The organism is Streptomyces sp. NPDC005752 (assembly GCF_040630715.1).
GTDB lineage: Bacteria > Actinomycetota > Actinomycetes > Streptomycetales > Streptomycetaceae > Streptomyces.
Genome location: NZ_JBEXYB010000002.1, coordinates 282,891 through 308,061 on the forward strand (window position 1 = coordinate 282,891; position 25,171 = coordinate 308,061).

Here is a 25,171-nt window from a genome sequence, read left to right on the forward strand (position 1 = left end):
AGGCTGACGCAGTCCCGGGTGCAGCGCCGCGCCCACAGTGGCGCAACGGCCGCGCTCCGAAAGTCCGGAGCGCATCGCACAGTATCCGACACGGACGTCGTGACCGGGACGGACGCAAGACTCCGCGTGACAGCGCAATGCCTGTCGCCCGCCGCTGTTCAACCACGTCGACGAACCGAGCAGAACGTCGCCGCTCGCCAGGGAAAGTTCCGCGGCTTCGAACGCGACAGAGGCCGGAAGGACAGGGACCATGCGAGACCCTCTCCCGCTCCCCCGAGGCCAAGCTTCTAGCCCGCTCAGGCCGGTGCAAAGTACGTGCTCGGCCGACCGGTGACGTCACGCAGACCGTCCACAAGCAACGGTCCCCTCGCCCACAGCGCTTCGGACCGCAGAACGTGCCAGGCAAGGAAACCACGCGGTGGGGCGGGTGGGACCCTGCCATGGCGCTCCCACGGGGGCGTCACTACAAAACCCCAGTTCAAAGCTGTTCAAAGCTCATCTTCGATGCACTGGGACCCACGTTCGCCACACGGCCATGAAGCGAACGCCACACGCGAAAGGCGCGCAGCCACCGACGCTCGGGCGAGTCGGCGCACCCCGTCAGCTGCGGGTGAGCTGAGTCTGTATGTGCCGTGGTCACCGCGTGGCCTCGGTCATGGCCCGCTCGGGGAGGAGGGCGAGGAGCTGTTCAGTGTGGCCGGGCAGTTCTGCCTCCGCCAGTCCAGTGACGATGTCGCGCAGCGGCATGGGCTGATCGACCATGAGGGTGTCGTTGGACAGGAGCCGGGCGGGCACCAGGGTGCCGAGTTCGGCGTCGCTGAGCACCGCACTTCCGGCGAGTGCGCACAGGGCAGCTGCTTGTCCGCGGATGCGGTCCCGGAGACCGGCGTTGCCGCCGGCGTGCGCGATGGTGTGCCGGATGGTCCAGGCGTCGAGGGCGATCCGGTTGTCGTACGTCGTGTTGGCCCCCGCTGCGATACCTGCGACGGCGGCGATGGTGGCGGCGCTGACGAGAGAGACGTGCGCGAGGATTTCGTCGGCGTTCCACTCGCCGTCCGGTGGGGCGGGGCTGGGGTTGTCGGCGCTGGCCACGGTGGCGGCGGCGTCGAGCAACGCTCGGTAGGCGTCCTGGAGTGGGCCAGTGTCCAGCATGTATTGCACCTGTCTGTGCGGCGTATGCGGAATGAACCAGGGGCTGAGAGGCGCGGCTCAGGTGTGGGCGCGGGACATCTCCCAGGGCGCCTGCGGCAGGACCTCGCCGGTCTCCAGCATCGACTTGAGGTTGGCCAGCACGGCCGGCCAGCCGGCCGAGATGCCGTCCAGCATCTCCTGGTTGGGGAGCCTCTCGTGGGTCACGGTGAGGCGGACGATGTCCTGATGCGGTTCGACGAGGAAGGTGACGACCGACGGCTCTCTCGGCGATTGGGCATCGGGGGCGTCGTCGAAGGTGATGACCAGCCGGGTCGGGGGCTCGGTTTCCAGGACGCGGCCCACCACGTCGATCTTGCCTGAGCCGTCGGCTCGCCGGTGCTCCCATGCCGATCCCGGCTGCCAGTCGGAGACGTTCGCGTGTCCCCAGTAGCGCGCCGTCAGGTCGGCGTCGGTCAGGGCTTGCCACACCTGCTCCGCACTGGCGCGGATGTAGGTGACGTATACGTAGTCCGGCACCGGTGTGGGTGCGTTGGTCATGGCGTACTCCTCTGCCTGGTGCTTGATGGCGCTGATCGCTTGCAGGCGGGGTTTGTCGAAGCCGGAGATCCAGCGCTCCTCGATCTCGTGGATCGGGGCCGGGTTCAGGTAGTGCAGCCGCTCCCGGCCGCGCCGTACGACGGTGACGAGGTTGGCCCGCACGAGGATGTCCAGGTGCTGCGTCGCCGACTGGCGCGCCATGTCAAGGCGCTCGCACAGTTCGCGCAGCGTCTGTCCGTTGTGCTCGCGTAGCCGGTCGAGCAGGCGTCGCCGAGTGGGATCGGCCAGCGCCTTGAACGCCGAGTCGATCGCTGTTGCTTCGAGGCTCACACCGACATTATGCAGGCATTCACCTGCCTATCGTCAAGGGCGATGGCCGGCCGTCTGGGCGCAAGCGCCGGCGTCGGGGTCTGAGCGTGGTGGTTTCTGAACCCGGTTCAGGCGGGGGTCGTGGTCACCCGCGCAGTGTGCCGCCCGACCTCGGCGGTCCGGGCCGGCTCACCGGCGGTGGCAGTGGTTAGCCGCTCTGTTCTGGTGAGCTGAAACAACCAGCCTGGCCCTGCTGGCCAGGGCCAGAGCACTATCACCGCTGACAGCGGCCTGGCCCTACCCGCAGGACCGGACCTGGGGGACCAGGGATCATGAACCGACCGTCGACCGCTCTCGCTGCCCGCCTTCTCCGAGCCCGCTTTCGACGCTCCCGTACCCGCCCAGGCGGGTGGGCGCCGACTGATGCCGGTCGAGCAGGGCGCCGACTTCCGCCAGCCGCCCGGCGAGCCCGAGCCCGCACTCGCCCCGGCCCGACGTCCGCCCGCCCCCTGCGGCCTCATCTTCTCAGCCCCGGACCGCCATATCTGAGCGCTACCACCACGGGTTCCGCCACGTCCAGGACCAGCTCACCACCTAGCCCCACCGCCCGGTGTGCCAGCGCCTCCACCTGGACAGTGGTCGTAGCCGGCCCGGCTCCCGCCTCGGATACCGTGTTCCTCTACGGGGTGCCATAACGGATGTGGCGCCCCCCACCGGAGGTAGTCAGCGTATGAGTTCAAAGCGCAGCAAGAATCCAGCCCTGCCCGTACTTGACGACGCATTCCGACTCGCGTCGGTCAAGGACGCCGAAGAGTCCACCCGTGACTTGGCCGCGCGGCTGGCCACCACCGAGCTGCGCCGCGTTTCCCACCCGGGCCGGGTCACCTGGGAGCCCACCGATCAGGCCGAGCCCGTACCGGTCCCGCCGACTGTGGTCGACGGTGACGGGGACCTGTGGCTGCGGGACCGGGGCACTGGCACATGGACCATGCCCGAGTTCAACCCGAAGGAGTTTCCGGCCCGCTGTGGCGAGGTTCTGACGTGGAACGAGCTTGCCCGCGAGTTCGGCCCGCTGACCGCACTGGCCGACGACCGCCGCATCGGCGGCGGCCGCCGACGCTGACCGCGCAGCCTTCTGGGACGACCGCGCCCATTACGGGTAGCTGGGAGCTCCAGCTACCCGTCGAGCTCGACGATGACGGCGAGCAGGTGAGCGTGGTGGTGGCGTGCGACGGCCTCGAGCAGCGTGGTGCGGGCCCGGCGCCACCCGATGTCCTCGGTGCGGCCGGCGTCGGTGGACCAGCCGGGTAGCGTTCGGCCTTCAGTCGCCGTGGTGAGCGCGCGGCCCAGCTCGCCGATCGACTACTGCCAGTCGGCCAACTGCCCGAGCAGGCCACGCACCAGCTCGTCGACGGCGGTCGTCGGGCCGGCGCCGAAGGCCCGCGCTTCGGCGCCGGCCTCGGCGAGGACGTCTTCGTCCAGGTCCTCGAGGGCCTCACGCCACGGAGCGGCCGCAGCGTCGAAAGCGGCCAGGGCGGCGTGCAGCTCGGCGTCGAGAGCGGCGGGCGGACACGGCAACGGGGTGCTGATGAGGATGCGCGAAAATCTGCCTCGATGATCAGCTCCAGGCGGGTCAGGTCGCGCATGGCGGCCAGGACATGGGTGGAGTCGGTGCGCTGTGTGGTGCGCTCACGCACCAGGCCGGACCCCTTGAGGCGGGCCAGCGTCAGGTCGAGGAGGCCGTCGGCACGGTCGCCTTCGGCGAGACGGTCACGGAAGTCGGCCAGCGCACTGTGGTGGAAGCCGGGGTCGTCCAGCACCATGGCCATCGCGTACTTGAAGTCGATGCGGCAGCGCACCGCCTCGACAGCCTGGCGGTCCGACAGGGCGAGCAGGAACTGCAGCACACAGACGGTGGCCAGAGTCAAGCGGGCGAGAGGCCCGGACGCCTGTCACGTGGGTACCAGTCGGCGAAGTCCTCGTCGCACCACAGCCCACCAAGCCGGTCGCGCACCCATATCGCCGTCGTGCCCTTCGGGTTGCTCGCCCGCGCAACCTGCGCAGTCAACCTGGGCCTGTACCGTGTACGCGGTCGCCGCCTGGCCGCTGTTCGCGACGAGTGCCGTCTACCACCGCGGCACCTCGGGGCCGCTCGGCGAGGCACTGCTACGGCGCCTGGATCATGCCAACATCTTCCTGATCATCGCTGGAACCCGTACTCCCCTGGCGTGCTTCTCCTGCGGCCGGAACAGAGGTCGGTGCTGCTGTGGATCGTGTGGGGCGCGCTGGCCGGTATCGCGTTCCGGCGGTGCGCTACCTGCCCGACTTCCTGCACACCGGCGGTGCGGATATATCGCGCGGCCGAGCAAAGGCGCTCAGGAGCAGCTAGACGGGCTTCGGGAGCTGGGCGTGGAGTGGGCGTGACGCCAGGATGCGGTAGGTCGTTGAAGTGACGGTCAGTTGAAGAGCACAGGAGCCCTGGGATGTCATGGGTGATTCCCGGGGTCTCGTGTTGTCTCGCCACGCACGCGGGGCCGCACTCTCGCGGTTCGGGTCAGCGCGGGTCGATGGTCTGTCCCCGGGGTAGCACGTGCGCGCAGGCCCGCCGAGGGCGGCAGCCGCGCCTCAGCTCAAGCCACAGCTGCCCGGTTTACTGGTCCGGCGGCACGGCGGTGTTCGGTGTTGCTGCGCTTCGGCGGCCCGGCCCATGGTGTAGGCGGGGTAGTCGTCGAGGCGGCCGAAGGAGTCGTCTGCTGTCATCTGTACCTTCCTGTGGAACACGCGTGGGAGGGGCCCGGGTGCCACTTGGCACCCGGGCCCCGAAGGAACTGCTACACCACCAGCCGGCTTTCCTTGGCTACGCCGACTCTGTGTTTCCGCATACCTACCGGGAAGAGGTCCGGGGGCTGCGGGGATCGCGGTTGCTTGACCGGAGACCACCTCACTCACGATGTCCTGCGGTACCCGGGCTCATATCGTTCACCCGGGCGATCCTGATGGCGCTCTGGCTCCTCCGTTCCTTCCCTCTGAACAAACTGCTTCCGTACTCCTGGTGGCCTCTCACAGCGCCACACTCTTCGGCAGCCAGCCCCGTTGCCCGTCCTGCGTCTGCTCTGGCTTGGAACCCCACTGCCGAACCTCCCGGTACGCGCGCCGCAGTCTGACGCCATTTACCGAGGGACCGCTGGTACTGCGGACTGCACCTGCGTACTGCTCATGGCGGCCCCTGAAAACTGCGGGCCGCCCGGTCCGGTCGTCAGTCCCGTCGCCTTCCTGCAACCGCTCTGGCTTCGGAACTCCACCACCGCACCGAACTGCATTTACCTGTACTGCTTCCCGGCAGTTCATCTCTGCCGGGCCCTGCTCGATCTCTTGGCTACGGACAAGACACTAACCTCAGCAACGCCCACATGTCTACTCCCGCCATGACAGGTTTTCTGTGCGGGCTGCCAGCGAAGAACTGCGGTCCGCGGAGCTTGGAAACTTGCACCGGTCAACGCCCTTTGAGGTGTAGAGACTGCCGGATCGGGTAGGTGGGGCATCACGGCACAAGCGGAACATCCGATCACACGTGGGGGGGGGTACGCGCATGAACAGCACGACGATCAGCATTCCCTCAACACCCTTCTTGCCGACCCTGGTCCAGGGCAACACCGCAGCCGACATCAGCCAGGCCCGCCAGGTCGCCGCGCCTTCACCGATCGCATCAGCCTCTTCCGCCAGTGCGGCGAGACCCACATCGCCGCAGCCCTCCGCCACAGCAGCAGCGACTACCGCCGACCGCTGACGTCTCTCGGCCCCACGTGATCAACCCCGGGCAGATCCCAATCGTGCAATGACCTCATCTACCCACACCCGAAACGAATGTCTACTTCACGCGCGATAGGTTTCCGTGCAGTGCTCCTGCGCCTGCCTGGTGGGCGGCGACGGCGCAGCACGACACGGACAGGGCAGAAGAGCAACATGCGACCCGATGGCTCCCCGCCCATCCCGGTAACGGACATCTGCGATGTGTCCGGTCCCCCGGCCAAGGTGGCCACGCAGACCGCGACCCGCGCTTTCGGTCAGAGCACGAGCCGGGCGCTCGCAGGTCACCTCCTGCGTACAGCCGGCAGGTATCACGACGACGCCTGCGTCGTCGCGCCGCCGCGGGGCTGTGCTGAACGGGGATCACGCGCCGGGCCCGGGAGGCATCGCCGGCCGGCCCTCCCCTGGATCTCCGGTTGTGAGGCGTCGCTGAGGTCGGCGCCGGTGGCGGCGTCGCGTTGGGAGTGGTGCAGGCCGTGCCAGTCCAGGCACATGACCGTCGCGTCGTCCTCCAGGTGGCCTTTGGCGGCCTCGACGATCGCCCCGATGAGGGTGCGGGCGGCCTCTCGGGGGTGCAGCTCACGGGTGCGGATGATCAGGCCGGACAGGTCCGCGGTGGTGGCGTTGCGCTCGAGCATGCCGTCGGTGAGCATCACGAGCCGGTCGCCCGGCCGCAGGTCCAGCGATTGCACCCGGTAGGTGTGTTCGGGCAGGACACCGAACGGCAGGTCGACCTTCGGGGCGATCTGTGTCACCTGCCCGTCGCGGATCCGCAGCGGCCAGGGGTGTCCGGCGTTGATGAACTCGCTGCTGCCGTCAAGCAGGCTGATCCGCAGAAGCTGACCGGTGACATAACCGCTGCGGCCGTGCTCGCGCATCGCAAGGTCCGCCTGGCGGGCCTGCTCCAGGAGGTCCGCGCCCGCCCGCCGCGCCCGGCGCAAGGCGCCCACCACGAGAGTGGCCAGCAAGGCCGCGTCCACGTCGTGGCCCATGGCGTCGGTGACGGACATCTGGACGGTGTCCCGGTCGATGACGTAGTCGAACGTGTCGCCGCCGACGTGATCGGCCGGCTCCAGCGCCCCGGCGACCGCGAACTGCGCCGCCTCGCACGCCAACGACGCCGGCAGCAACCGGTGCTGGATCTCGGCGGCCAAGCTGAGCGGGGTGGTGCGCCGCCCCCACTGGTAGACATCGGTGAAGGACCGGTTCGCGATCACGATGTAGGCCAGGGCGTGCGCCGTCTCACCGATCTCCTGCATCACCTCCCCGTCCGGCACTGCGGGCAGGAACAGTTCGAGGAGCCCGATGGCATCCCCGCGATTGGTCACCGGCGCAATGACCTGCACCAACTCCCCCGGGCCGAGGTCCTGCACACTCGGTTGCTGGCTGCGGATCACGTCGTCGTACGTGGTATTCCGCAACCCGATACGCCGGGCCGGCTCCGCGGTCTCCACACTTCCCGCTGCACCCAACCGCACCACCGAACTACCCGTGAAGTCCGTGATCAGAAAGGATACCGACGCCGCACCCAAACGCTCCTTCAAGATGCGCGCGACCACATCCAGGGACTCCACCGGCGAAGCCGCCTCCGCAGCCTCCAGCGTCCCCGCCAATGTCGCAGCACCACCCCGGCCACTGTCGGATGCGGCACGAGACGCCGACTGCGCCGTTATGCCCGGCTCTCTTGTCGTCACGGGGTCTCCTGACCACTCGACCAGCAGGTTGCGTTCCGGAGGCCGAAACGACCGGTACCCGGTGCGGTCTCAAAGCGTTCGTATTCCATCATGGTCGCCTGCCCAACCTTGAGGCCCTCACCCTTGTAGCCCACGGCGGCCGTCACGCCCTCGGCCAAGTGCTGTCCCGCCAGCCCTGGGGTATGAGGGCTGGCAGGACAGCCGAGGCAGGCATGCTGCTCCCGCTCGCCTCCCGAACGAGAGTGACCGAGGCCACCCGGTCCGCCCCTCAGCACGCCGAATTCGATGCGTCGCACTCCGCGCCGACGACCATCCGTCACTCCCCTCACCCCTCCGTCCCGCCGAGCCCTTCGGCCCGCGCAGCACGCGACGAGTACGGATGCTGATGAATACCCACGCAGTGTTGACCGGGTATTGCCGGGAAAGGCCAATGCGAAAGCCGCCCCACCCCCGGCTGGCATCGGGCGTGGGGCGGCTTCGCAGCGGTGCCGGTGGGGATGGTTACGCAGCGAGGGTCACGCGGGGCGCCGGGCGCTCGCTGGAGGCGGAGCGGCGGGCCTGGGCGAAGCGGCTGCGCCGGCCACGGGTCGCGGAGGAGCTGCGCTTGGCACGCTCCACGACCGGCGCGGCGATGACGCACGGGACGCCGCTGGGTGCCTGCGCTCCGGTGATCCGGGTCAGCTCCGCCTCGTCAGGGCGGACCTGAGCGGTCTGCGGGGTGATGCCCGCGTCCCGCATCAGGCGGATCATGTCACGGCGCTGGTTGGGCAGGACCAGCGTGACGACGCTGCCCGACTCACCGGCGCGCGCGGTGCGGCCGCCACGGTGCAGGTAGTCCTTGTGGTCGCTCGGCGGGTCGATGTTGACGACCAGGTCGAGGTTGTCGACGTGGATGCCACGCGCGGCGACGTTCGTGGCGACCAGGACCGTGACGTGCCCGCTCTTGAACTGCTTCAGGGTGCGGGTCCGCTGCGGCTGGGACTTGCCACCGTGCAGGGCCGCGGCGCGCACGCCGCTGTTCAGCAGGTGGCCGGTGAGCTTGTCCACGGCGTGCTTGGTGTCGAGGAACATGATGACCCGGCCGTCGCGGGCGGCGATCTGCGTGGCCACGGTGTTCTTGTCCGCGCCGTGGACGTGCAGCACATGGTGCTCCATCGTCGTGACCGCTCCGGCCGAGGGGTCGACGGAGTGGACGACCGGGTCGTGCAGGTAGCGGCGCACGAGCAGGTCGACGTTGCGGTCCAGGGTGGCGGAGAACAGCATGCGCTGTCCGTCCGGGCGCACCTGGTCCAGCAGGGCGGTGACCTGTGGCATGAAGCCCATGTCGGCCATCTGGTCGGCCTCGTCGAGGACCGTGATGTTGACCTGGTCCAGCCGGCAGGAGCCCCGGTCGATCAGGTCCTTGAGCCGGCCCGGGGTGGCGACGACGACTTCGGCGCCACCGCGCAGCAGGTGGATCTGCCGTCCGATGGACATGCCGCCGACGACGGTGGCCATCCGCAGCCGCAGCGAGCGGGCGTAGGGGGTCAGAGCGTCGGTGACCTGCTGGGCGAGCTCGCGGGTCGGTACCAGGACCAGGGCGAGCGGCTGGAGCGGCTCGGCGCGCTGTCCGGCGGTCCTGGCCAGCAGGGCCAGGCCGAAGGCGAGGGTCTTGCCGGAGCCGGTACGGCCGCGGCCCAGGACGTTGCGGCCGGCCAGGGCGTTGGGCAGGGTCGCGCCCTGGATCGGGAACGGGACCGCCATGCCCTCGTGGGCCAGCGTGGTCAGCAGGGCGGCCGGCATGTCCAGAGCGGCGAAGGTCTCGACTGCGGGCAGTGCCGGGGTGAGGGTGACCGGCAGGGCGAACTCACCCTGGACGGAGGGGCGTCGGCTCGCTCCGCCGGAGCGGCCGGAGCCCGCGTAGCCGCCGGAGCGGCTGGAACGGCTCGGCGCTCCGGAGCGGCTCGGGGCCGAACGGCTGTAGCCGCCGGCGCTCGGAGCGCCGCTGCGGCTGGTGGAACTGGAGCTGGCATACGAGCGAGTGGAACGAGCGGGGTTCAAGGAGAACCTTCCTGGAGACGGCACGCATCCAGAAGGCCCAGCAGCGAACACGCCGCACGACGGCATCACAGAGACGAACCGAAAGAAATGAGGTGAAGCGAAGCGGGGCGGAACCATCCGCGCCAACGCACTTCGAAGGATCACTCCACCGAGCGGGTGGGCGACACGCCGGACCGATGAAGTCCGGGGGCAGAAAGCGGTGCGCTGCCTCGGGGCTGCGAGCTGCCGCCTGCCATGCAGGCAAGTCGGTACGACCCGCGGTCGCAGGCCCGGTACGGGGAGTGACGAATGCGGGCGACGGGTAGGGCCCGCGACCTTGCGGTGCGGGCCCTACCCGGTGGTGCGCGTCAGCACTTAGGCGGGAACAATGTTCTCCGCCTGCGGGCCCTTCTGGCCCTGCGTGACGTCGAAGGAGACCTTCTGGCCCTCCTGGAGCTCACGGAACCCCTGGGCGGCGATGTTCGAGTAGTGGGCGAAGACGTCAGCGCCGCCACCGTCCTGCTCGATGAAGCCGAAACCCTTTTCCGCGTTGAACCACTTCACGATGCCAGTAGCCATGTGTATCTCCTCAAGACAGGGGCAGAACCGAAAACCGCACTGTGCGGAGTCCGCGTCGCCGCGATGAGCCCATCCGGAGATGACCGGCCAAACAAAAAATGCACCCACGGAACACGCCCGTCGAGTGCACACAAGTTTATGGGTACCACAACTGCAACTGCCCACAACATAGCACGAACACCCGCCCCGTGCCGGATTTCGCTAGCGATGCTGGGCACCCCCGCCTACAACTGACCAACCCCAACACTGTCTGGAACAGTTACAGCCCGGCCCTCTCGGAGACGACTGGCGCCAGGCAAGGCCATCCCGTTCCACGATGTCCTCACACCGCAACCGTCTGCATCAACGCCGCAACGTGGCCGAGCGCCTTCCGAGGGCATCGAAAGCGATCAGCGCTGCTCCACCACTCCCCGCACATGGCGTTCCGGCTCACGGACCATCTGCGCCTGCGCGGCCTGGATCTGCAGGGTGGACGGCTCGGACAGCCGGCCTTCCGCCTCGCGCAGGACGACGTCTGCGAGCGCCCGGCGCCCACTGATCTCGGCAACTGGTCGGCCGGTGCCGGAGACATCAAGCAGTCGCCCGTCGCTGTCATTACCTGCGGTGTTGTCGCACGGTCCGGGGCGGCCTCCGTGAGACCGCCCCTGACCTCCCTCCAGCCACCTACACTCCATCCGCCGGCGAACCCGCAGGCAGGACAGCGAAGTCCTGCCGGGTTACCAAAGCGCGGATGATCTACGCGATCTCAGACGTTGCAACCATCCTCCTAGCGGACGCGGTCGGTCTTCGCGTCAGCTGACCCGAAGACCGACCGCAAGGGTCAGTTCAAGGACCCGGTGCGGCGACCCGAGGGCCGGAAACAGCTCCCGCAGCTGCGACATCCGGTACCGGACGGTCTGGGGATGGACGAACAGCGCCGCCGCCATCTCGTTCCGCCTGCCCTGGTGCAAAAGCCACGCCCGCAACGTCTCCTCGAGCCGCCGCGCGGTCGCGGCAGGCAAGGTCTGCAACGGTGCGAGGGCTCGGGCGCGCAGGTCCGCGAACGCGTCCGCGTCGGCGCTCAGTACCAGCTCGGGCAGGTGGTCCTCGGTGTCGCGGATATCTGGGGAGAGGGAGCGCGCGCGTACGGCTCGTGCGTACGAGGCGGAAGCACGCGTCCATGGCCGGGGCGGGCCGACCACGGCGGTGCGGTCGGTCAGCTGCCGCAAGAGATGTGATCGGTCGGCATCGGGGACGAGCAGCACACCGGTGGCGTCCGGCAGATCGTCGAGGACGAGGGTGCTCGGGTCGAACGCGCGGTAGGCGAGCCGGGCCTGGGCGGCGGGCAGCAGGACCGCGGTCAGCGAGACCGGAGGCTGCCACCCGGCCCGTTGGACAGAGGCCAGCAGCATGTCTGGGCTCGCGTCGGTGAGGAGGTCGCGGGCCAGGTGTTCCAGGTGGCGCTCATGGGCCCGGCCCTGGGCGGCCAGTTCATCGGCGTGGCCCGCGGCGCTCGCGGCGGAGAGCTCGTCGATGTAGGCGAAGGTCAGCTCGGCGAACTTGGCGACCTCGGCGGCGGGCAGACCTGCGGGTACGGCGCCCGCTGCCAGGCATCGCCAGGCCACGCGGGCGCCGACGCGGTAGGCGCTGAGCAGGGCGTCCATCGAACGGCCGTCGCGCACCTCGCCGCGGCCCAGTTCGTAGGCTGCGTCGCCGGCGTCGCCGCCCGTGGCGTTGCCGCTCGCGAGGTTCAGGTAGTGCCCCAGGGCGGTGCGAACGGCTCGGCGGATGGTGCCGCCCATGCGGCCCGACAGAGCGTTGGCGTAGGGAGGGACCTCGTCGATAATCGCTTGGACGACCTCGTCGGCGGTCGTCTTCAGCGCGGCCCGAAGTGCGGTGACCGTCGTCTCGTTGAGGGCCAGTTCGCTGGCCTTCCGGATTGCATGGTTCACGTTTTGTTCCCTGCGAACAATTCAGCCGACCAGATTTACATTCTGCGGTCAAGACTTTACGCCTTGAGGCGCAGCAAGCTGGAGTCATGACGAGTACAGGCCTCCGCAGCAGGGCGTGGAAACTGCTGGAGATGGTCACGACGCCGCTACTGCCGTCGGACTACCTCGACCTGGTCAGTCCGCTGCGTGCGGGCGCTGACCTACGGGGGCGTATCGAGGCCGTGCACCCCGAGACGGGTGACGCCGCGACTGTCGTGATCAGGCCGGGACGGGGCTGGCGCGGTCACACAGCCGGTCAGTATGTGCGGATCGGGGTTGACGTCGACGGGGTGCGCCTGTGGCGTGCCTACTCCATCACCTCGCCGACCAACCGCCAGGACGGCCGCGTCACGATCACCGTGAAGGCGATTCCGGACGGCAAGGTCAGCAATCACCTGGTCCGCGGTACGAAACCGGGCACGCTGATCCGGCTCGACCAGCCGACTGGTGACTTCGTGCTGCCGCAGGCCAAGCCCGACAAGGTGCTCTACCTGACGGCCGGCAGCGGCATCACGCCCGTGATGGGCATGCTGCGCGACACCGAGTTCGACGACGTCGTCATGGTCCACAGCGCGCCACAGCCGCAAGACGTGATCTTCCGCGACGAACTGCACGACCTGGTCGCGGACAAGAAGCTGCGGCTCACCGAGGTGCACACCGACACGGACGGCAAGTTCGACATCGCCCGTCTCGACGAACTCGTGCCCGACTGGGCCGAGCGCGAGACCTGGGCGTGCGGGCCCGCGGGCCTGCTCGACGCCGCTGAAGAGCACTGGGCCGAGCACGGCGTACAGGAGCGCCTGCACACCGAACGCTTCCGCCCGAGCGTCGTCGTCGTCGGCGCCGGTGGCGAGGTGACGTTCAGTTCCACCGGCAAGTCCGTCGATGCGGACGGCGCCACGCCGTTGCTGGACGTCGGCGAGGAGGCCGGCGTGCTCATGCCCTCCGGGTGCCGCATGGGCATCTGCTTCGGCTGCGTCACGCCGCTCAGGGCGGGCGCCGTTCGCGATCTGCGCACCGGCGAGATCACCGAGGGCGAGCCGGGCGTCCTCATCCAGACCTGCGTGTCCGCCGCGGCGGGCCCCTGCGACATCGAACGGTAGGAGCACCTTGACGGCCATCGACCCCACCGCCCACCTGACCGCGGAGCAGATCAAGGAGCTCGGCCGCGAGCTGGACGCGATCCGCGACAAGGTGATCGCCAGCCGTGGCGAGAAGGACGCCGCCTACATCCGCAAGGTCATCTCGGCGCAGCGCAAGCTCGAGTTGGTCAGCAGGGGCGTGCTGCTTTTCTCGTTCTTCCCGCCGGCGTGGCTGATCGGCACCGCCGGTCTGTCCGTGGCGAAGATCATGGACAACATGGAGATCGGCCACAATGTCCTGCACGGCCAGTGGGACTGGATGCGGGACCCGAAGATTCACTCCACCACCTGGGAGTGGGATCACGTTTCGCCGTCCGAGCAGTGGAAGCACTCGCACAACGAGCTGCACCACACGTACACCAACGTGATCGGCAAGGACAACGACCTCGGCTACGGCATCATGCGCGTCGACGAGGACCAGAAATGGCACCCGTTCCACCTCGGCCAGCCGCTGTGGAACTTCATCAACGCCTGCTTCTTCGAATACGGCATCGCAGCGTACGATCTGGAGCTCGGCAAGAACCTGCACAAGCGCCGCCGCAGGAACCCGGAGTTCCACGCGCGGGCCAGGGCCGTGGGCCGCAAGATCCGCAAGCAGGTACTCAAGGACTACGTGATCCACCCGCTGCTGTCGGGCCCGTCGTTCCTCCCCACCCTCGCCGCCACATTCACCGCGAACCTGGTCCGCAACATCTGGACCCACTCAGTGATCATGTGCGGGCACTTCCCCGAGGGCGTGCAGGTCTTCGAGCGCCGGTCGATCAAGGGCGAGACGCGCGGCCAGTGGTACCTGCGCCAGATGATGGGCTCGGCGAACATCAGCGGCAGCAAGGCCATGCACTTCATGACCGGCAACCTGTCACACCAGATCGAGCACCACCTGTTCCCGGACCTGCCGAGCAACCGGTACGCCGAGGTCGCGGTGAAGGTGCGCGCGCTGTTCGAGAAGTACGAGCTGGAGTACGTCACAGGGCCGCTGCCCAAGCAGGTGGTCTCCGCGTGGCACAAGGTCTTCCGGCTCTCGCTGCCGAACAAGAAGCCCAAGGTCAAAGCGCCGGGCCACGAGCAGGAGCTCGTCGCAACCTGAGGGCCGTGGCCCTATCGATCTTGAGCGCGGCGTGATCGAAAGTGGCCTGGGCTGCCACGTGGACCGCGCCCCACGGCGATCCGGGCGGAGGGATGTAGGGCAGATCGAGGTCGCTGAGCCCGTCAACCCTGATGCCGTGGAACAGCGCGGCGGCGAAGGGCCCGTTTTTGAAGCCCCGTTCGCAGGTGCGGCACTGGCGATTCCGCTGGGCGGCTACCCGCAACTGTTCGGCGCACTGGCAGCCGTTTCCGTGCTCGCTTCTGTAGCCGCACTCCGCGCAGACCCAGAAAGCCCCGCCCCCGATCGGTGACGGGGAAGTCGGACACCAGGGGATCGAGATCGCATGCGGTTCCGGGCAGAGATGCTTCAGCCAGCCGGAGAGCAAGCCACGTACAGAGGGGCGATCTCGATGAGGTAGGAGGTGAGGCATCTCGTTCTACGGCCGTGGGACCACTCTCAACCCTCCCACGGCTCCGAGACTAGAAAAGTCCAGGTCACAGCCATACGGGAAGCGCCATCGACGCACGAAGACTCACGTCCGCCACACCACCGTGAGGCGAACACCTAACGCAGAATGACCCCAGAAAACGCGGTTCCCCAGGTCAGAACGATTCTGCCTGGGGATGCTGGGTGGGGCGGGTGGGACTCGAACCCAAACCGGTGACGCGTCTCACCTGCGGTTATCTCAAGGAGTCCGACATACCCACCTGTTTCCATCCGGCTGCATCCTGCTCGATCCGACTCCAGCGGGTTGCGGTGCAGCGTTCGCTGCACCGACCCGAGAGGCACATGAGGCCGAATCCGGGCCGTCCGATCACATCCATCTCAACCGCACTGAGCGGAAGTCTCGCTTCCGGCCGGCAGGCCGACCAGAGAATCTGAGACATCGGCCAGCCGAACGTCCGGCATAACCATCAGTAACGGTCCATCGAACGCCACCCAAGACTGCCGCAGGCGCGGGCCGAGGGGCACGCCACCCAGCTGGGCCCGCCTCGAACTCCGCCAACTCCGCGCAGGCGAAGTCCGCAACCACCATGTCCGTAAGTGATCATTCCCGAGTTCGCGACGATCACGCTCATGGTGCGGGTCGACCGCGAAAACGACGAGGTGACCACACCAACTGAGCCGCCCGACGGGCTCTGCCGCACCCCAATGTCACCGAAGGCTGAACCGCATGGCCGTCCGGAGGCGGATCGCGATCAGTCGCACGGGGATCCGCTCTGTACGTTATCGTGTACGTCATGAAGACGATGAGTGTCACCGAGCTACGCGCGGGCATCGCCGACGCCCTCGACGCGGTGGAGAACGACGCCGAGGAGCTGGTCATCACCCGGACTGGCCATGAGCCGATGGTCGTCGTCTCGCTCGCCGAGTACGAGGCACTGAAAGAGACCGACTACCTGCTGCGGTCGCCCGCCATGGCCGAGCGCCTGCGCAGGTCCATCGAGCAGGACCGGGCCGGCCAGAGCGCACTTCGCGAGCTGGTGGATCCCGATGACGAGGCCGGGCGGGGCGCCGCGTGAAGGTGCTGTTCGTCGACGACGGCTGGAATGATTACCTGTGGTGGCAGGGGAACGACCGCAAAATACTGAAGCGCATCAACCAGCTGATCGCCGACATCGACCGGGGCGGACACGAAGGAATCGGCAAGCCCGAACCGCTGCGGAACGACCTCTCCGGCTACTGGTCGCGGCGCATCAACTCCGAACACCGACTGGTGTACCGCATCGATGAGAACGCCATCATCCACGTGGTGGCGTGCCGCTTCCACTACGAACGGTGAACCAGGCGCATACCCACGGGCCATGCCTCGGCTCTTGACAGCACCCGTCAGGCTTCGCAGGACGCAGGCACGGGCTCACGATCCACGTGACCAGGGCGCGACCGTTCACTCGGGGGCGTATCGGACGCTGAGCATGGTCGTGATCCCCTGCTCCATGAAGACCTCGCGGGCATCCGCTCCTGGGAGCGAGCATCCCCCTACCCACCTCGGAGGTCGGGAATCCAGGCGACGCGCGCTCAGAGCCAGGCGACCATCTCCGGGTCGCGGTGGTCGAAGAAGAGCTATGCGCCGGCTTCCGGGGTGGCGATGGCGTCCCTCTGGGCCTCGGTGGGCTCAAAGTCGAGGGCGCCGATGTTCTCCGGCGCCCAACGAGAACATCCCCGTCGGCAGGAGGCGTTCGACAACCTCATGCACCAAAACCCTCACCGGTCACACCGGTGAGGTGCACTCAGTGGCGGTCTCGCCTGACGGAACCCAGCTCGCCACTAGCAACATGGACTGGGAGGTGCGGCCGTGGAACCCATCCTTAACGCTCCCACAAACACGAGGGCAACAAAAGACCAGGTCACAGCCGTGCGAGACCTGCCTGGAAAGACCGAAGCCTCACGTTCACTGCACCTACGTGCGGCGAACGCTGCACGCGAAACGACCCCAGAAAACGCGTTTCCCCAGGTCAGAACGATTCTGCCTGGGGATGCTGGGTGGGGCGGGTGGGACTCGAACCCAAAAGGGTGACGCCTCTCACCTGCGGAAACGTCACAGAGGCGGACATTCACATCCTGTTGGATCCCGCTGCATCCGGCTCGATCCCGGGCAGCGGAGGTGCGGTGCGGTACGTACCGCACGGCTACAGCGCGGCCTGCGCCAGTAGCGGGAGGAAATCCGTCTGGGGTGCATCTGCCGCTCAGCGACCCATGATGGCCCGCCCGCAGCGCACGCCGCCGATTCGGTTACCGACCCGCCCCTTACCCCTGTCAGTCACCCTCCGTATCGACCAGGCGAGTCAAAGAATGTTGGCGGATGGCGCCGTCCACGTTCATACGACTTGTGGGAGCAGGTGCTCCACTGTTGCCTCCCGCCCCGAACAACGCCACTGATACGGGACAGTTAGGGGCTTCGGACCATGGGGTCGTCGCCGGCATCAGCGGATCGGTGTTGGGCTGACGCGATGCCATGTCCCCGCAGAGGCTGAGGGCTGCTTCGGGGCCAACCGTGTCCTGGGCTTCCCGCCGCAGGCTGTGGGCAAGGTCAGCCGCCGGCCCAGGCTCGATATCGAGTGCAGGCTTCTTCCAGCTTCGTGCATCACCGGTGCCTCTGAGGGTTCCGCCGGTCTCTCGCCTGCGACACCGGGAAAGAGGCGTCACAGGATGACGAGGTCCCTCGTGGGCCGCCCACCGGTTTGCCCGGTACGCCCTCCGAGGCGCACCAAGACATCGCTGGCCAGGCGGACCCCGTCGCGTACGGCGGCGATGTCGAGATCCTGGTTGTCACCGGGCTCCAGCTCATTGCGCCGCCGAGCTGTGGCAGGTGGTGTCCGGCAGCAGCGGCGTACCGGCACGGCACCACCCCGGCGGTTGGCGGCCAACACATCCTGATAGAGGCCCACCAGATCGCCGCCACCTCAGTCATTGTCAGGCTCGATTCGCCTGGGTGGTCGGGTAGTCGGTGTACCCCTCGGCGCCCGCTGTGTAGAAGAGTGCCGGGCGCGGCTCGTTCTCCGGATGTCCCCCCTGCCAGCGTTCGGCCAGGTCGGGGTTGGCTATGGCGGCTCGGCCCACCGCCACGACATCGGCGTAGGCGGCCTCGATCAGCCGCACTGCTTCTTCGCGCGAGGTGATCGAGAGGGAGCCGCTGTTGGCCATCAACTTGCCGCCGAAGCGTCGGCGCAGCTCCTGGACCAGGCGTCCCTGCAACTCCTCGTGCAGGACGGAGAGGTAGGCCAGACCCAGCGGGCGCAGGTGGTCCAGCAGTTGGCCGTAGGTAGCCAGGACCTCGTCCCTGTCGGGTTCCAGGACATCCTTGATGTTGCGTTCGGGTGAGATGCGGAGCCCGACTCGTGCGGCGCCGATGGCCGTCGCGACCGCCGTCACCACTTCGAGGGCGAAGCGGGCCCGGTTCGTCGGCGTGCCCCCGTACCTGTCGGTGCGCCGGTTGGACGCCGGGGCCAGGAACTCGTGCAGCAGGTATCCGTTGGCGGCATGGATCTCCACGCCGTCCATACCGGCCTCGATCGCCCGGCGGGAGGCGGCGACGAAGTCCTCAAGGGCTGTTCCGGCCTCTGCGGCGGTCAGTGCTTGCGGCACCGGGTAGGGCTGCTTGCCCTTCTCTGTGTGTCCCTCGCCGCTGATCGCGATCGCGCTGGGAGCCAGGATGCGCCGGCCGCCGTTGACATCAGGGTGGGTGACGCGGCCGGCGTGCACGATCTGCATCACGATGCGGCCGCCTTGAGCGTGCACCGCCTCGGCCACCCGCCGCCAGCCGAGCATTTGTTCGTCAGTGACGATGCCTGGCTGCCCCACGAAGGCCTGTGACTCGTGGCTGGGGTAGACGCCCTCGGTGACGATCAGTCCAAGGCTCGCTCGCTGCCTGTAGTGCTCGATCACCAGGTCACCTGGGACTCCGGAGGGACCCGAGCGCATCCGAGTCAGCGGGGCCATGACTACGCGGTTCGCAAGCTCGATGTCACCGAGGGAAACAGGCGTGAAGAGAGATTTTCCCTCGGGTATCGATGCTGACGTCACTGATCTGACTCCGTTCTGAGGTGGGTACACGAATACGACGTGGAACCCGCCCGCTGAAGCGCTGCGGCTGTACCGAACTGCGAACGAATCTCCACCGGCACTGCGTCGCCGGCCGGTCCGTATGGTGCCCTCTCCTGGCGAGGGCGGCAGCGTTCAGGCGTGCGCGGTGTGATCGCAGCCTGGGGTCATACCCAGGTGGGTGCGTAGTCCTCGCCGTAGCGGGCGCCGTAGCCGCCGTGCGGCAGAATGTCGTTGATCGCGGCCAACTCGGCTTCGCTCAGCGTGAGATCGGCAGCACGGGTGTTCTCCTCCACGCGCTGAGGACTGCGGGTGCCGGGGATGGGCACCTTGTGCTCACCCTGCGCGAGGAGCCAGGCCAGGGCCAGTTGGGAGACGGAGGCCCCCTTGGCTGCTGCGAGGTCGGCGAGTTGCCTGACGGCCTCGACGTTCTTCTCGAAGTTGCCCGGCTGCCAGCGGGCATCGACGTTGCGCATGTCGGTTGCGTCGTAATGACCGGCCGGTTTGGCGTCCCCGGTGATGAAGCCGCGTCCGAGCGGGGCGTAGGCGACGAAGCCGATGCCCAATGCGTCGAGCGTGGGGAAGACCTGCTCGATGTCCCGCTCGAACAGGGAGTATTCGGTCTGCAGAACGGAGACCGGCTGCACGGCGTGCGCCCTGCGGACGGTTTCGGGGCCGGCCTCGCTCAGGCCGAAGTACTTGACCTTGCCCGCGTCGATGAGTTCCTTCACGGTGCCGGCGACGTCCTCGATGGGCACCTCCGGGTCGACACGATGCTGATAGAAGACATCGATGTGGTCCACGCCGAGGTAGCGCAGGCTGTTGTCGGCGACCTTGCGGATGTTTTCCGGGCGGCTGTCGAGGGCGACCCCGATTTCCTCGGGAGGCAGCGACATGTCGAAGCCGAACTTGGTGGCCAGGACGACCTCCTCGCGGAAGTTCTTGACCGCCTGACCGAGCAGCTTCTCGTTGGAGCCGGTGCCCCAACCGTAGAACTCGGCGGTGTCGAAGAAGGTGACACCCAGGTCGTGGGCGCGCTGGATGGCGGCGATGCCCTGCTCGGTGTCTCCGGGGCCGTAGGACATCGTCAGGCCCATCGTTCCGTAGCCGATCGCCGAGACCTCAAGGCCTTGGCTGCCGAGTGTCCTGCGCTGCATGACGTCTCCTCTGGTCGAATTGAGCCGGCTGTGCTCGCCCCCGGCCGGCCCGGGATGCCTGCCGGGACAGGGGGTCGGCTCCGGGCCCGTGGTGCCGAACCTCGCCCGGGCCGGGGCGCCGTGGGGATGTTGTGGGGTGTGAACTCCACACTCATGGACGCGACGCACAAGAGGGAGGCTGTGCGAAGGGGGTGCGCCGCACCCAGGCGGGCCTGACGTCCTGTGCGGAGGCCGCACCGGGACGGGGGAGCACATGAGAACCGGTGGGGCGCGGCTGAAGACCGCAGCCGCGGAGAGGTGTCAGCCTGCCGGGGAGATGAAGCGCCATGCGAGGCCTGCGGTCTGGACCCGCGCCGGGGGCTGTGTGCTGGGTTCACCGGCCGCCGGAGCGGTTGGGGCCGTGCCGAGGATTCATGACGGGAGGAATACGTCAGGGCTGCCGGTTGTCCAGTGGATGCGCAGAGTACGGCGTGCAATGCGCCAGCCATCGGCGGCGCGCACGAGGTCGTCCTCGTAGGTGCCGCCGGTGTGGTAGTGCTCTCCACCCCGGTGGTGATGGGCGACGATCTGCGTGGACGCGTGCGCTCCCGCATCCGTGAACTCGACAGTCTGGGCACCCAGCAGGTGCTGCGTCGCGTCGAGGCTCCTGAACAATTGGCGGGCGCCGTCCGCGACCGCGCTGCCACCGGTCGTCAGGCCGCTGAACTGCGTTCCGTCCGCAAGGTAGGCGTCGAAGACATTCTCCACCTCCGCGTCCTCGGTGAAGACGGCGGCAACGCTGGTGAAATCGCGGTGGTCAAGGCCGAAGACGTAGGCCGTGAGCAGGCCGAGTATCGCGCTGCGGTCCGAGCTGTCCGGACCGGGGGTTTCGCTCATGGGATTCCGATCGTGATGGAGAGAGTGACAAGGCGTCCCGGCTGCCTGCGGCGGCACCTCTCGGCCGCGGCCACCTGTTGGCGACGACCTGGACAGGGCGTGCGCCGCAGGCATGGAGTGCGTTGGCGGCGGACCTACTGCTGCACCATGGCAGCTTGGGGGCGCAGGCTTCGACCGAGAGCGATGCGAAGACGGTCCGTCGCCAGGCAGGTTCCTAGATTCCGGCGAGGACGGTGGGGTCTCCCTGGGTCCAGGCGTTGTCGACGGTGACGTGCTGGATGAGCCAGACGTCCCCGCTCCTGACGAGTTCGACGTCGTAGCGGTTGGTCATGAGGACGTGGCGGGAGTGGTCCTCCCGGGGCAGGTGCTGGCACGCCACGATCGCTTCGAGGCTCGCCCTGTCGCCGTCCAGGCTGACGCGCGGGTTGCTCACGGAGTGCGTGGTGTCCAGGTGACCGAGCGAGGCCAACAGGGCTGCGGCGATAGTCTCGCGGCCTTCCACCGGCGGGTACTCCTGGCCGGCCTTCTTCGTGGCCGGACCGAAATCGGCTACTGCATCGTCCGTGAACGCGGACGAGAGAAGTTCCTTGTCACGCAGGTCGAGGCCGGCTGCGTATCGGTAGATGGTCTCCACCACGGCGAACTTGTCCGTGATTGCCGCGGTGGAGGTGCTGCTGCCTGTTGTCGACATGGTGCTTCCTTACGTGGCGGGTCGGTACACGATCCACCGTAGACCACTAAACGACAGGTGTCGAATAGTGGTAGCGTCGAGAGCGAACCCGATCGAAGGAGCGACATGTCCGACGTGAATCCCCGTGCTCGAACGGCGGCCGTCGCCGGAGGCGGCAGAGACTCGGGCCTTCCCGTGCCGCCCTGTCGGCCACACGCCGCACGGAGGCGAAGCCTCGGTCTCCTCGCCGGCGCCTGCGACGCGCCCTTGGCGTGCCTGCCGATGGCCGGTTCTCGGCGATTGCTCCAGCGGCCCCGGGGGGTGAAGCGCTGCGATCACCCGCGAAGTAAAGTGCGTCCATGGTGAGTGATCAGCCCCCGGCAAACGACGCGGACCCGCGCTTCACGCGCTCGCGACGGGCGATCGCCGATGCACTTGCCGACCTCATGCAGCGGACACAGTCGTGCCCCTCGGTCTCCGCCCTCTCGGAAGCCGCCGGCATCCACCGCGCCACCTTCTACAACCACTTCGACTCCGTCGAAGAGGCGGCGGTATTCGTGATCGCAGACGATTTCCGCTCCCTTCACGACCTGAACATCAGCGATCGGCGGATGGGCGCGGACCCGACCGCCGTGGCAGTGGCGACGCTGAACGCCATGCTCGACTCCCTCAGGAAGCGCAGAAGCCTCTTCCTGCTGGCTTCGACCTGGCGATCGCCGAGTGGACTGATGGGGATCGGCGACCTTCTCCTGGAGCAGCTCCGCGCTCTTCGGCGCGACCTCGGCACCGACGAGCGGGAATCCGGCCCGCACAACTCGGTCGAGGACGTGTTTACCGCCTCCGGCGTGCACGGAGTCTTCTCTGCCGCCGTCGGGGGCAACACCGACTGCGACCCGGAAGAGATCGCTGTCCGTCTGTACGCCCTCCTCCCCGACTGGATCCGTCAGCCACCGCAGTCGCCGACGACCTGAGCCGACGGCTCGGCCGGCCGTGACGCCGAGCAGCCTCAAAGCATCACCGTGCGTTCTTCCGCCGGTGTGCCCTCATCACCGTTGCGCGCGGGCACACCCGCCGTACGACCGCACCGCCGCATTCCACCCGTGCGCCGCAGCGCCAACCACCTCGGCTTCGACGAACCGGCCGCCTCATTGCCGCCGCTCGTCGCAAGGAGACAACAACATGAGCATCGCCCTTGTACGAAACCCAGGCGACGGCCAGGACTTCCCCTACTACGACAACATCATCGAGCAGGTGGCGACCAACGCCGAGACGAGCGGGGCGGTCAGCGTCATGCGTCTCACCGTCGGCCGCGAGGACGCGCCGCCCTTGCACACTCACAGCCGGGAGGACGAGAGCTGGGTGGTCCTGTCCGGCCGCGTCCGGTTCTGGGTCGGGTCGACCTCGCTGGACGAGTGCGAGGTACACGACGCCGAAGCAGGGGCCTACATCTACGTGTCCAGGCTGGTCCCACACACTTTTCAGACGATCACACCTACCGCAGAGGTCCTCGTCATCAACAACCCCGGAGCCGTCGAGGAGCTCTTCCACACGGTAGGACCCGCCGACGCGCGTGCGGACTCCGAGCACACCGACCTCGCGTCGGAGTACGGGATCGTGAACCACGACGGCCCGCCGCCCGCCTGAATCCCGGGCGGCGCCTGGTGATCGTCACCGAGAGACCAACGCCCCGAGAAACCAGGGAATCGTCCACCGACTCAGGTCGCCGCTCCCCACGTCCGCCGCACTGAGCGTCCGGTCGGACCAGACCCGCCCCCTGCCCTGTCGGCGCCCCGCAGCTTCCATCAGAAAAGGGACTTCCATGAGCCAGAACCTCAAAGACAAGGTCATCACCTACCTCCGCGCACTGGAGAAGTCCGACTGGGAGACCGCGCGTGCGCTGTGCTCCGAGGCGGCCACCGTCTGGCACAACGACGGCAAGGGTGATGAGACGCTCGATGAGTACTTCGAGGGGCTGAGACGGCAGATCGGCTCCTACGAATCGATCCGCTACGACATTCTCCGCCAGCTCTCCCAGCCGGGCGAGGTCCTCCAGCAGCACGTCGTACGCGTGACAACGAACGACGGCAGCCGTGGCGAGGTGCATGCCGCGGTCCACTTCGGCTTCGACGGCACCGGTCTGATCACCCGCATCGAGGCGTACGCCAACTACATCCCCGTCAGTCAGCACAGCTGAGGCGCCGGCGCGTGCTCACCGCACCGGCGAACGACGACACTCGGACCCCCAAGGCCCGCGGTCTGCGCCGGCGGAACGAGAGCGTGGCCTCACAGAATGATGCAGAAGGGGTGCCCCGCCGGGTCCAGCAGGACTCGCCGCCGCTCGGGAAGCGGTTGCACCTCGGCTTCGACGGCTCCCAGCGCGATGAGCCTGGCCTGGGTGGTATCCAGGTCCTCCACGCCCAGTTCGAGGTGAGCCTGCTTCGGTACGGAGGAGTCCGGCCAGCTGGGGGGCTGGTAGTCCTCGACGCGGTAGAAGCCCAGCCCGGGTGACCCTTCACGGCCCAGCAGCACGAAACCGTCGGTGGAAAGAGTGACGGGCAGGCCGAGTGCCTCACCGTAGAAGCGGGCCAGCTCGGCAGGGTCGGGACAGTCGAAGGTGACGGCCAGGTAGCGGATCGCAGGATCGGTATCGGTATGGGTGCTCATCAGCGGACTCCTTGCTGGCGGGGTCGGCCACGCCTTGCCGGCGGGGCCGGCCACGCGCGGTGATGACTGTCGTTCGGGGGTGCCGGGCTGTGCCCGGCACCGCCCAATGCTCACGTTCCTGTGCGGCCGTCCACATGCTCCGTTTCAGCACGTGCCGGACCTGACGAAGCGCCCGCGCACTCGCGCTGAGGCGCCGTCACATGTGATCGGTGCGACACCGCGCTCACGGTGTGCGCACTTCACCGGTCGGAAAGTCCGGGATCGGTGTGAAGACCTCGATCATGGTGGTGTCCTCGAGCGCGACCGCGGAGTGGGGCACTCCACCCGGAATGCCAAGTGCCTCGCCCGGCCCCAGGACACGCTCCTTGCCGTCGACCACGTACGCCATGCGACCGGTCAGGATGACGTCGATCTGCTCCATCGGGTGGACTTCCTGCTCGCCCGGATCCGCGGGATTGGGGATTACCGTGTCCGCCGCGATCGCCACGTGCAGTACCTGTGCCTTGTCGGCGGTCAGCGCTTTGATCATGATCCGGTTGCCGAAGTCCCCCAGAGGCATCGGATCGATCTCACTCCAGATCCGGTGCTGCGGCCGGCCGAGTTCGTGGGCGCTGCTCTGTTCTGTGGTCATGGAGAAGACGCTACGGCGAGACCAGGACAGCTTCAGTCCTGGTCATGGGGAAGACCACCACCTGTGATCAGTGCCTCTGCCCGCCTGTTGCGACACGACGGTTCGTATGCCCTCGCCCCAGGACCGAACAGTGCAGCTCATCCCCACAACGGTGGGCGTCCACCCCCCGGAAAGGCCCGAAGGCGCCCTCGTGGAAATCGGCGGCTACGACCGATGACGGCCTTGCCCGCTGCCGCCTCTGCCGGGTTGCGTCTCTGCCGGTCCTGTCACCCGACACCGTACGAGAGGCACTGCAGCGCCGGGTGGACGAACTGCTTCAGCGGCTGTGAGGCGCT

The 25,171-nt window shown here is 67.9% G+C and carries 23 protein-coding genes and 3 pseudogenes; 10 read left to right on the forward strand and 16 right to left on the reverse strand.

The genetic code is table 11. The annotated features are described in order from the left end of the window. Window positions 1-636 precede the first annotated feature (636 nt). Window positions 637-1,152 carry a hypothetical protein gene (locus ABZ441_RS03010; RefSeq protein WP_358967452.1) on the reverse strand — a complete coding sequence of 172 codons (516 nt, stop codon included), beginning with the start codon at window positions 1,150-1,152 and terminating at the stop codon, window positions 637-639. A 57-nt stretch (window positions 1,153-1,209) separates the two neighbouring features. After that, window positions 1,210-1,998 carry a metalloregulator ArsR/SmtB family transcription factor gene (locus ABZ441_RS03015; RefSeq protein ID WP_358967552.1) on the reverse strand — a complete coding sequence of 263 codons (789 nt, stop codon included), beginning with the start codon at window positions 1,996-1,998 and terminating at the stop codon, window positions 1,210-1,212. Between the two features lie 730 nt (window positions 1,999-2,728). On the opposite strand from ABZ441_RS03015, the gene ABZ441_RS03020 reads away from it, so the two are divergent. Then, on the forward strand, window positions 2,729-3,121 hold the full coding sequence (locus ABZ441_RS03020) for a hypothetical protein (RefSeq protein ID WP_053125618.1): 393 nt from the start codon (window positions 2,729-2,731) through the stop codon (window positions 3,119-3,121). A 239-nt stretch (window positions 3,122-3,360) separates the two neighbouring features. Here ABZ441_RS03020 and ABZ441_RS03025 read toward each other — a convergent pair whose 3' ends face one another. Further along, window positions 3,361-3,576 (reverse strand): hypothetical protein, encoded by a 216-nt coding sequence (locus ABZ441_RS03025; RefSeq protein ID WP_358967555.1) that lies wholly within the window; start codon window positions 3,574-3,576, stop codon window positions 3,361-3,363. 224 nt (window positions 3,577-3,800) lie between these two features. Then, a pseudogene (locus ABZ441_RS03030) lies at window positions 3,801-3,905 on the reverse strand (transposase); the annotation flags it as partial. A gap of 142 nt (window positions 3,906-4,047) precedes the next feature. Here ABZ441_RS03030 and ABZ441_RS03035 point away from each other — a divergent pair. Beyond that, window positions 4,048-4,342: pseudogene (locus ABZ441_RS03035) on the forward strand (hemolysin III family protein); the annotation flags it as partial. 347 nt (window positions 4,343-4,689) lie between these two features. On the opposite strand, the pseudogene ABZ441_RS03040 reads toward ABZ441_RS03035, so the two are convergent. The 6 genes and pseudogenes from ABZ441_RS03040 to ABZ441_RS03065 all read right to left on the reverse strand — a co-directional run. Then, window positions 4,690-4,758, reverse strand: a pseudogene (locus ABZ441_RS03040) (MerR family transcriptional regulator); the annotation flags it as partial. A 1,358-nt stretch (window positions 4,759-6,116) separates the two neighbouring features. Continuing rightward, window positions 6,117-7,418: a PP2C family protein-serine/threonine phosphatase gene (locus ABZ441_RS03045; RefSeq protein ID WP_358967454.1), complete on the reverse strand. Its 1,302-nt coding sequence runs from the start codon at window positions 7,416-7,418 to the stop codon at window positions 6,117-6,119. Between the two features lie 582 nt (window positions 7,419-8,000). Beyond that, the gene (locus ABZ441_RS03050; RefSeq protein WP_358967456.1) at window positions 8,001-9,539 is read right to left on the reverse strand and encodes a DEAD/DEAH box helicase; all 1,539 of its coding nucleotides are present in this window, start codon (window positions 9,537-9,539) and stop codon (window positions 8,001-8,003) included. Between the two features lie 354 nt (window positions 9,540-9,893). After that, window positions 9,894-10,097, reverse strand: coding sequence for a cold-shock protein (locus ABZ441_RS03055; RefSeq protein WP_145801666.1), 204 nt, complete (start codon window positions 10,095-10,097; stop codon window positions 9,894-9,896). A 389-nt stretch (window positions 10,098-10,486) separates the two neighbouring features. Continuing rightward, entirely contained in the window at window positions 10,487-10,771 is a 285-nt protein-coding gene (locus ABZ441_RS03060) for a hypothetical protein (protein ID WP_358967460.1), read from the reverse strand. Window positions 10,772-10,888: 117 nt separating this feature from the next. Next, window positions 10,889-12,028, reverse strand: coding sequence for a helix-turn-helix domain-containing protein (locus ABZ441_RS03065; RefSeq protein WP_358967463.1), 1,140 nt, complete (start codon window positions 12,026-12,028; stop codon window positions 10,889-10,891). A gap of 86 nt (window positions 12,029-12,114) precedes the next feature. Here ABZ441_RS03065 and ABZ441_RS03070 point away from each other — a divergent pair, with 86 nt between their 5' ends. From ABZ441_RS03070 to ABZ441_RS03090, 5 genes are all read left to right on the forward strand, one after another. Next, on the forward strand, window positions 12,115-13,170 hold the full coding sequence (locus ABZ441_RS03070) for a ferredoxin reductase (RefSeq protein ID WP_358967466.1): 1,056 nt from the start codon (window positions 12,115-12,117) through the stop codon (window positions 13,168-13,170). 7 nt (window positions 13,171-13,177) lie between these two features. Further along, window positions 13,178-14,296: an acyl-CoA desaturase gene (locus ABZ441_RS03075; RefSeq protein ID WP_358967469.1), complete on the forward strand. Its 1,119-nt coding sequence runs from the start codon at window positions 13,178-13,180 to the stop codon at window positions 14,294-14,296. Window positions 14,297-15,537: 1,241 nt separating this feature from the next. Next, a complete protein-coding gene (locus ABZ441_RS03080; protein WP_358967472.1) occupies window positions 15,538-15,819 on the forward strand; it encodes a type II toxin-antitoxin system prevent-host-death family antitoxin in 282 nt (93 codons plus the stop codon). Then, window positions 15,816-16,079 carry a Txe/YoeB family addiction module toxin gene (locus ABZ441_RS03085; protein WP_185301023.1) on the forward strand — a complete coding sequence of 88 codons (264 nt, stop codon included), beginning with the start codon at window positions 15,816-15,818 and terminating at the stop codon, window positions 16,077-16,079. Before ABZ441_RS03080 ends, ABZ441_RS03085 begins: the two co-directional genes overlap by 4 nt. 283 nt (window positions 16,080-16,362) lie before the next feature. After that, the gene (locus tag ABZ441_RS03090) at window positions 16,363-16,950 is read left to right on the forward strand and encodes a WD40 repeat domain-containing protein (RefSeq protein WP_358967475.1); all 588 of its coding nucleotides are present in this window, start codon (window positions 16,363-16,365) and stop codon (window positions 16,948-16,950) included. Between the two features lie 760 nt (window positions 16,951-17,710). Here ABZ441_RS03090 and ABZ441_RS03095 read toward each other — a convergent pair. The 4 genes from ABZ441_RS03095 to ABZ441_RS03110 form a co-directional block, all read right to left on the reverse strand. Continuing rightward, window positions 17,711-18,820: an alkene reductase gene (locus ABZ441_RS03095; protein ID WP_358967477.1), complete on the reverse strand. Its 1,110-nt coding sequence runs from the start codon at window positions 18,818-18,820 to the stop codon at window positions 17,711-17,713. Between the two features lie 185 nt (window positions 18,821-19,005). After that, complete coding sequence (locus ABZ441_RS03100; protein WP_358967480.1) at window positions 19,006-19,995, reverse strand: aldo/keto reductase; 990 nt, start codon at window positions 19,993-19,995, stop codon at window positions 19,006-19,008. Window positions 19,996-20,406: 411 nt separating this feature from the next. Further along, window positions 20,407-20,871 carry a nuclear transport factor 2 family protein gene (locus tag ABZ441_RS03105; protein ID WP_358967483.1) on the reverse strand — a complete coding sequence of 155 codons (465 nt, stop codon included), beginning with the start codon at window positions 20,869-20,871 and terminating at the stop codon, window positions 20,407-20,409. A gap of 214 nt (window positions 20,872-21,085) precedes the next feature. Beyond that, on the reverse strand, window positions 21,086-21,562 hold the full coding sequence (locus tag ABZ441_RS03110; protein ID WP_358967486.1) for a nuclear transport factor 2 family protein: 477 nt from the start codon (window positions 21,560-21,562) through the stop codon (window positions 21,086-21,088). A gap of 338 nt (window positions 21,563-21,900) precedes the next feature. On the opposite strand from ABZ441_RS03110, the gene ABZ441_RS03115 reads away from it, so the two are divergent. The 3 genes from ABZ441_RS03115 (at window position 21,901) to ABZ441_RS03125 (ending at window position 23,735) form a co-directional block, all read left to right on the forward strand. Next, entirely contained in the window at window positions 21,901-22,512 is a 612-nt protein-coding gene (locus ABZ441_RS03115) for a hypothetical protein (protein WP_358967489.1), read from the forward strand. A gap of 208 nt (window positions 22,513-22,720) precedes the next feature. Continuing rightward, the gene (locus tag ABZ441_RS03120; protein ID WP_358967492.1) at window positions 22,721-23,185 is read left to right on the forward strand and encodes a cupin domain-containing protein; all 465 of its coding nucleotides are present in this window, start codon (window positions 22,721-22,723) and stop codon (window positions 23,183-23,185) included. A gap of 175 nt (window positions 23,186-23,360) precedes the next feature. Then, window positions 23,361-23,735, forward strand: a complete 375-nt coding sequence (locus ABZ441_RS03125; protein ID WP_356842856.1) for a nuclear transport factor 2 family protein — start codon at window positions 23,361-23,363, stop codon at window positions 23,733-23,735. Window positions 23,736-23,824: 89 nt separating this feature from the next. Here the strand turns inward: ABZ441_RS03125 and ABZ441_RS03130 are convergent, their stop codons facing one another. Beyond that, entirely contained in the window at window positions 23,825-24,205 is a 381-nt protein-coding gene (locus ABZ441_RS03130) for a VOC family protein (RefSeq protein WP_358967495.1), read from the reverse strand. 223 nt (window positions 24,206-24,428) lie between these two features. Next, window positions 24,429-24,836, reverse strand: a complete 408-nt coding sequence (locus ABZ441_RS03135; protein ID WP_358967498.1) for a cupin domain-containing protein — start codon at window positions 24,834-24,836, stop codon at window positions 24,429-24,431. Window positions 24,837-25,171 lie beyond the last annotated feature (335 nt).

What these genes read in the sequence shown, in the direction of transcription:
- ABZ441_RS03010 (WP_358967452.1), bottom strand. Translation starts at nt 1,152, where the DNA reads ATGCTGGACACTGGCCCACTCCAGGACGCCTACCGAGCGTTGCTCGAC.
- ABZ441_RS03020 (WP_053125618.1), top strand. Translation starts at nt 2,729, where the DNA reads ATGAGTTCAAAGCGCAGCAAGAATCCAGCCCTGCCCGTACTTGACGAC.
- ABZ441_RS03055 (WP_145801666.1), bottom strand. Translation starts at nt 10,097, where the DNA reads ATGGCTACTGGCATCGTGAAGTGGTTCAACGCGGAAAAGGGTTTCGGC.
- ABZ441_RS03060 (WP_358967460.1), bottom strand. Translation starts at nt 10,771, where the DNA reads ATGGAGTGTAGGTGGCTGGAGGGAGGTCAGGGGCGGTCTCACGGAGGC.
- ABZ441_RS03070 (WP_358967466.1), top strand. Translation starts at nt 12,115, where the DNA reads ATGACGAGTACAGGCCTCCGCAGCAGGGCGTGGAAACTGCTGGAGATG.
- ABZ441_RS03080 (WP_358967472.1), top strand. Translation starts at nt 15,538, where the DNA reads ATGAAGACGATGAGTGTCACCGAGCTACGCGCGGGCATCGCCGACGCC.
- ABZ441_RS03090 (WP_358967475.1), top strand. Translation starts at nt 16,363, where the DNA reads ATGCGCCGGCTTCCGGGGTGGCGATGGCGTCCCTCTGGGCCTCGGTGG.
- ABZ441_RS03100 (WP_358967480.1), bottom strand. Translation starts at nt 19,995, where the DNA reads ATGCAGCGCAGGACACTCGGCAGCCAAGGCCTTGAGGTCTCGGCGATC.
- ABZ441_RS03105 (WP_358967483.1), bottom strand. Translation starts at nt 20,871, where the DNA reads ATGAGCGAAACCCCCGGTCCGGACAGCTCGGACCGCAGCGCGATACTC.
- ABZ441_RS03110 (WP_358967486.1), bottom strand. Translation starts at nt 21,562, where the DNA reads ATGTCGACAACAGGCAGCAGCACCTCCACCGCGGCAATCACGGACAAG.
- ABZ441_RS03115 (WP_358967489.1), top strand. Translation starts at nt 21,901, where the DNA reads ATGGTGAGTGATCAGCCCCCGGCAAACGACGCGGACCCGCGCTTCACG.
- ABZ441_RS03120 (WP_358967492.1), top strand. Translation starts at nt 22,721, where the DNA reads ATGAGCATCGCCCTTGTACGAAACCCAGGCGACGGCCAGGACTTCCCC.
- ABZ441_RS03125 (WP_356842856.1), top strand. Translation starts at nt 23,361, where the DNA reads ATGAGCCAGAACCTCAAAGACAAGGTCATCACCTACCTCCGCGCACTG.
- ABZ441_RS03130 (WP_358967495.1), bottom strand. Translation starts at nt 24,205, where the DNA reads ATGAGCACCCATACCGATACCGATCCTGCGATCCGCTACCTGGCCGTC.
- ABZ441_RS03135 (WP_358967498.1), bottom strand. Translation starts at nt 24,836, where the DNA reads ATGACCACAGAACAGAGCAGCGCCCACGAACTCGGCCGGCCGCAGCAC.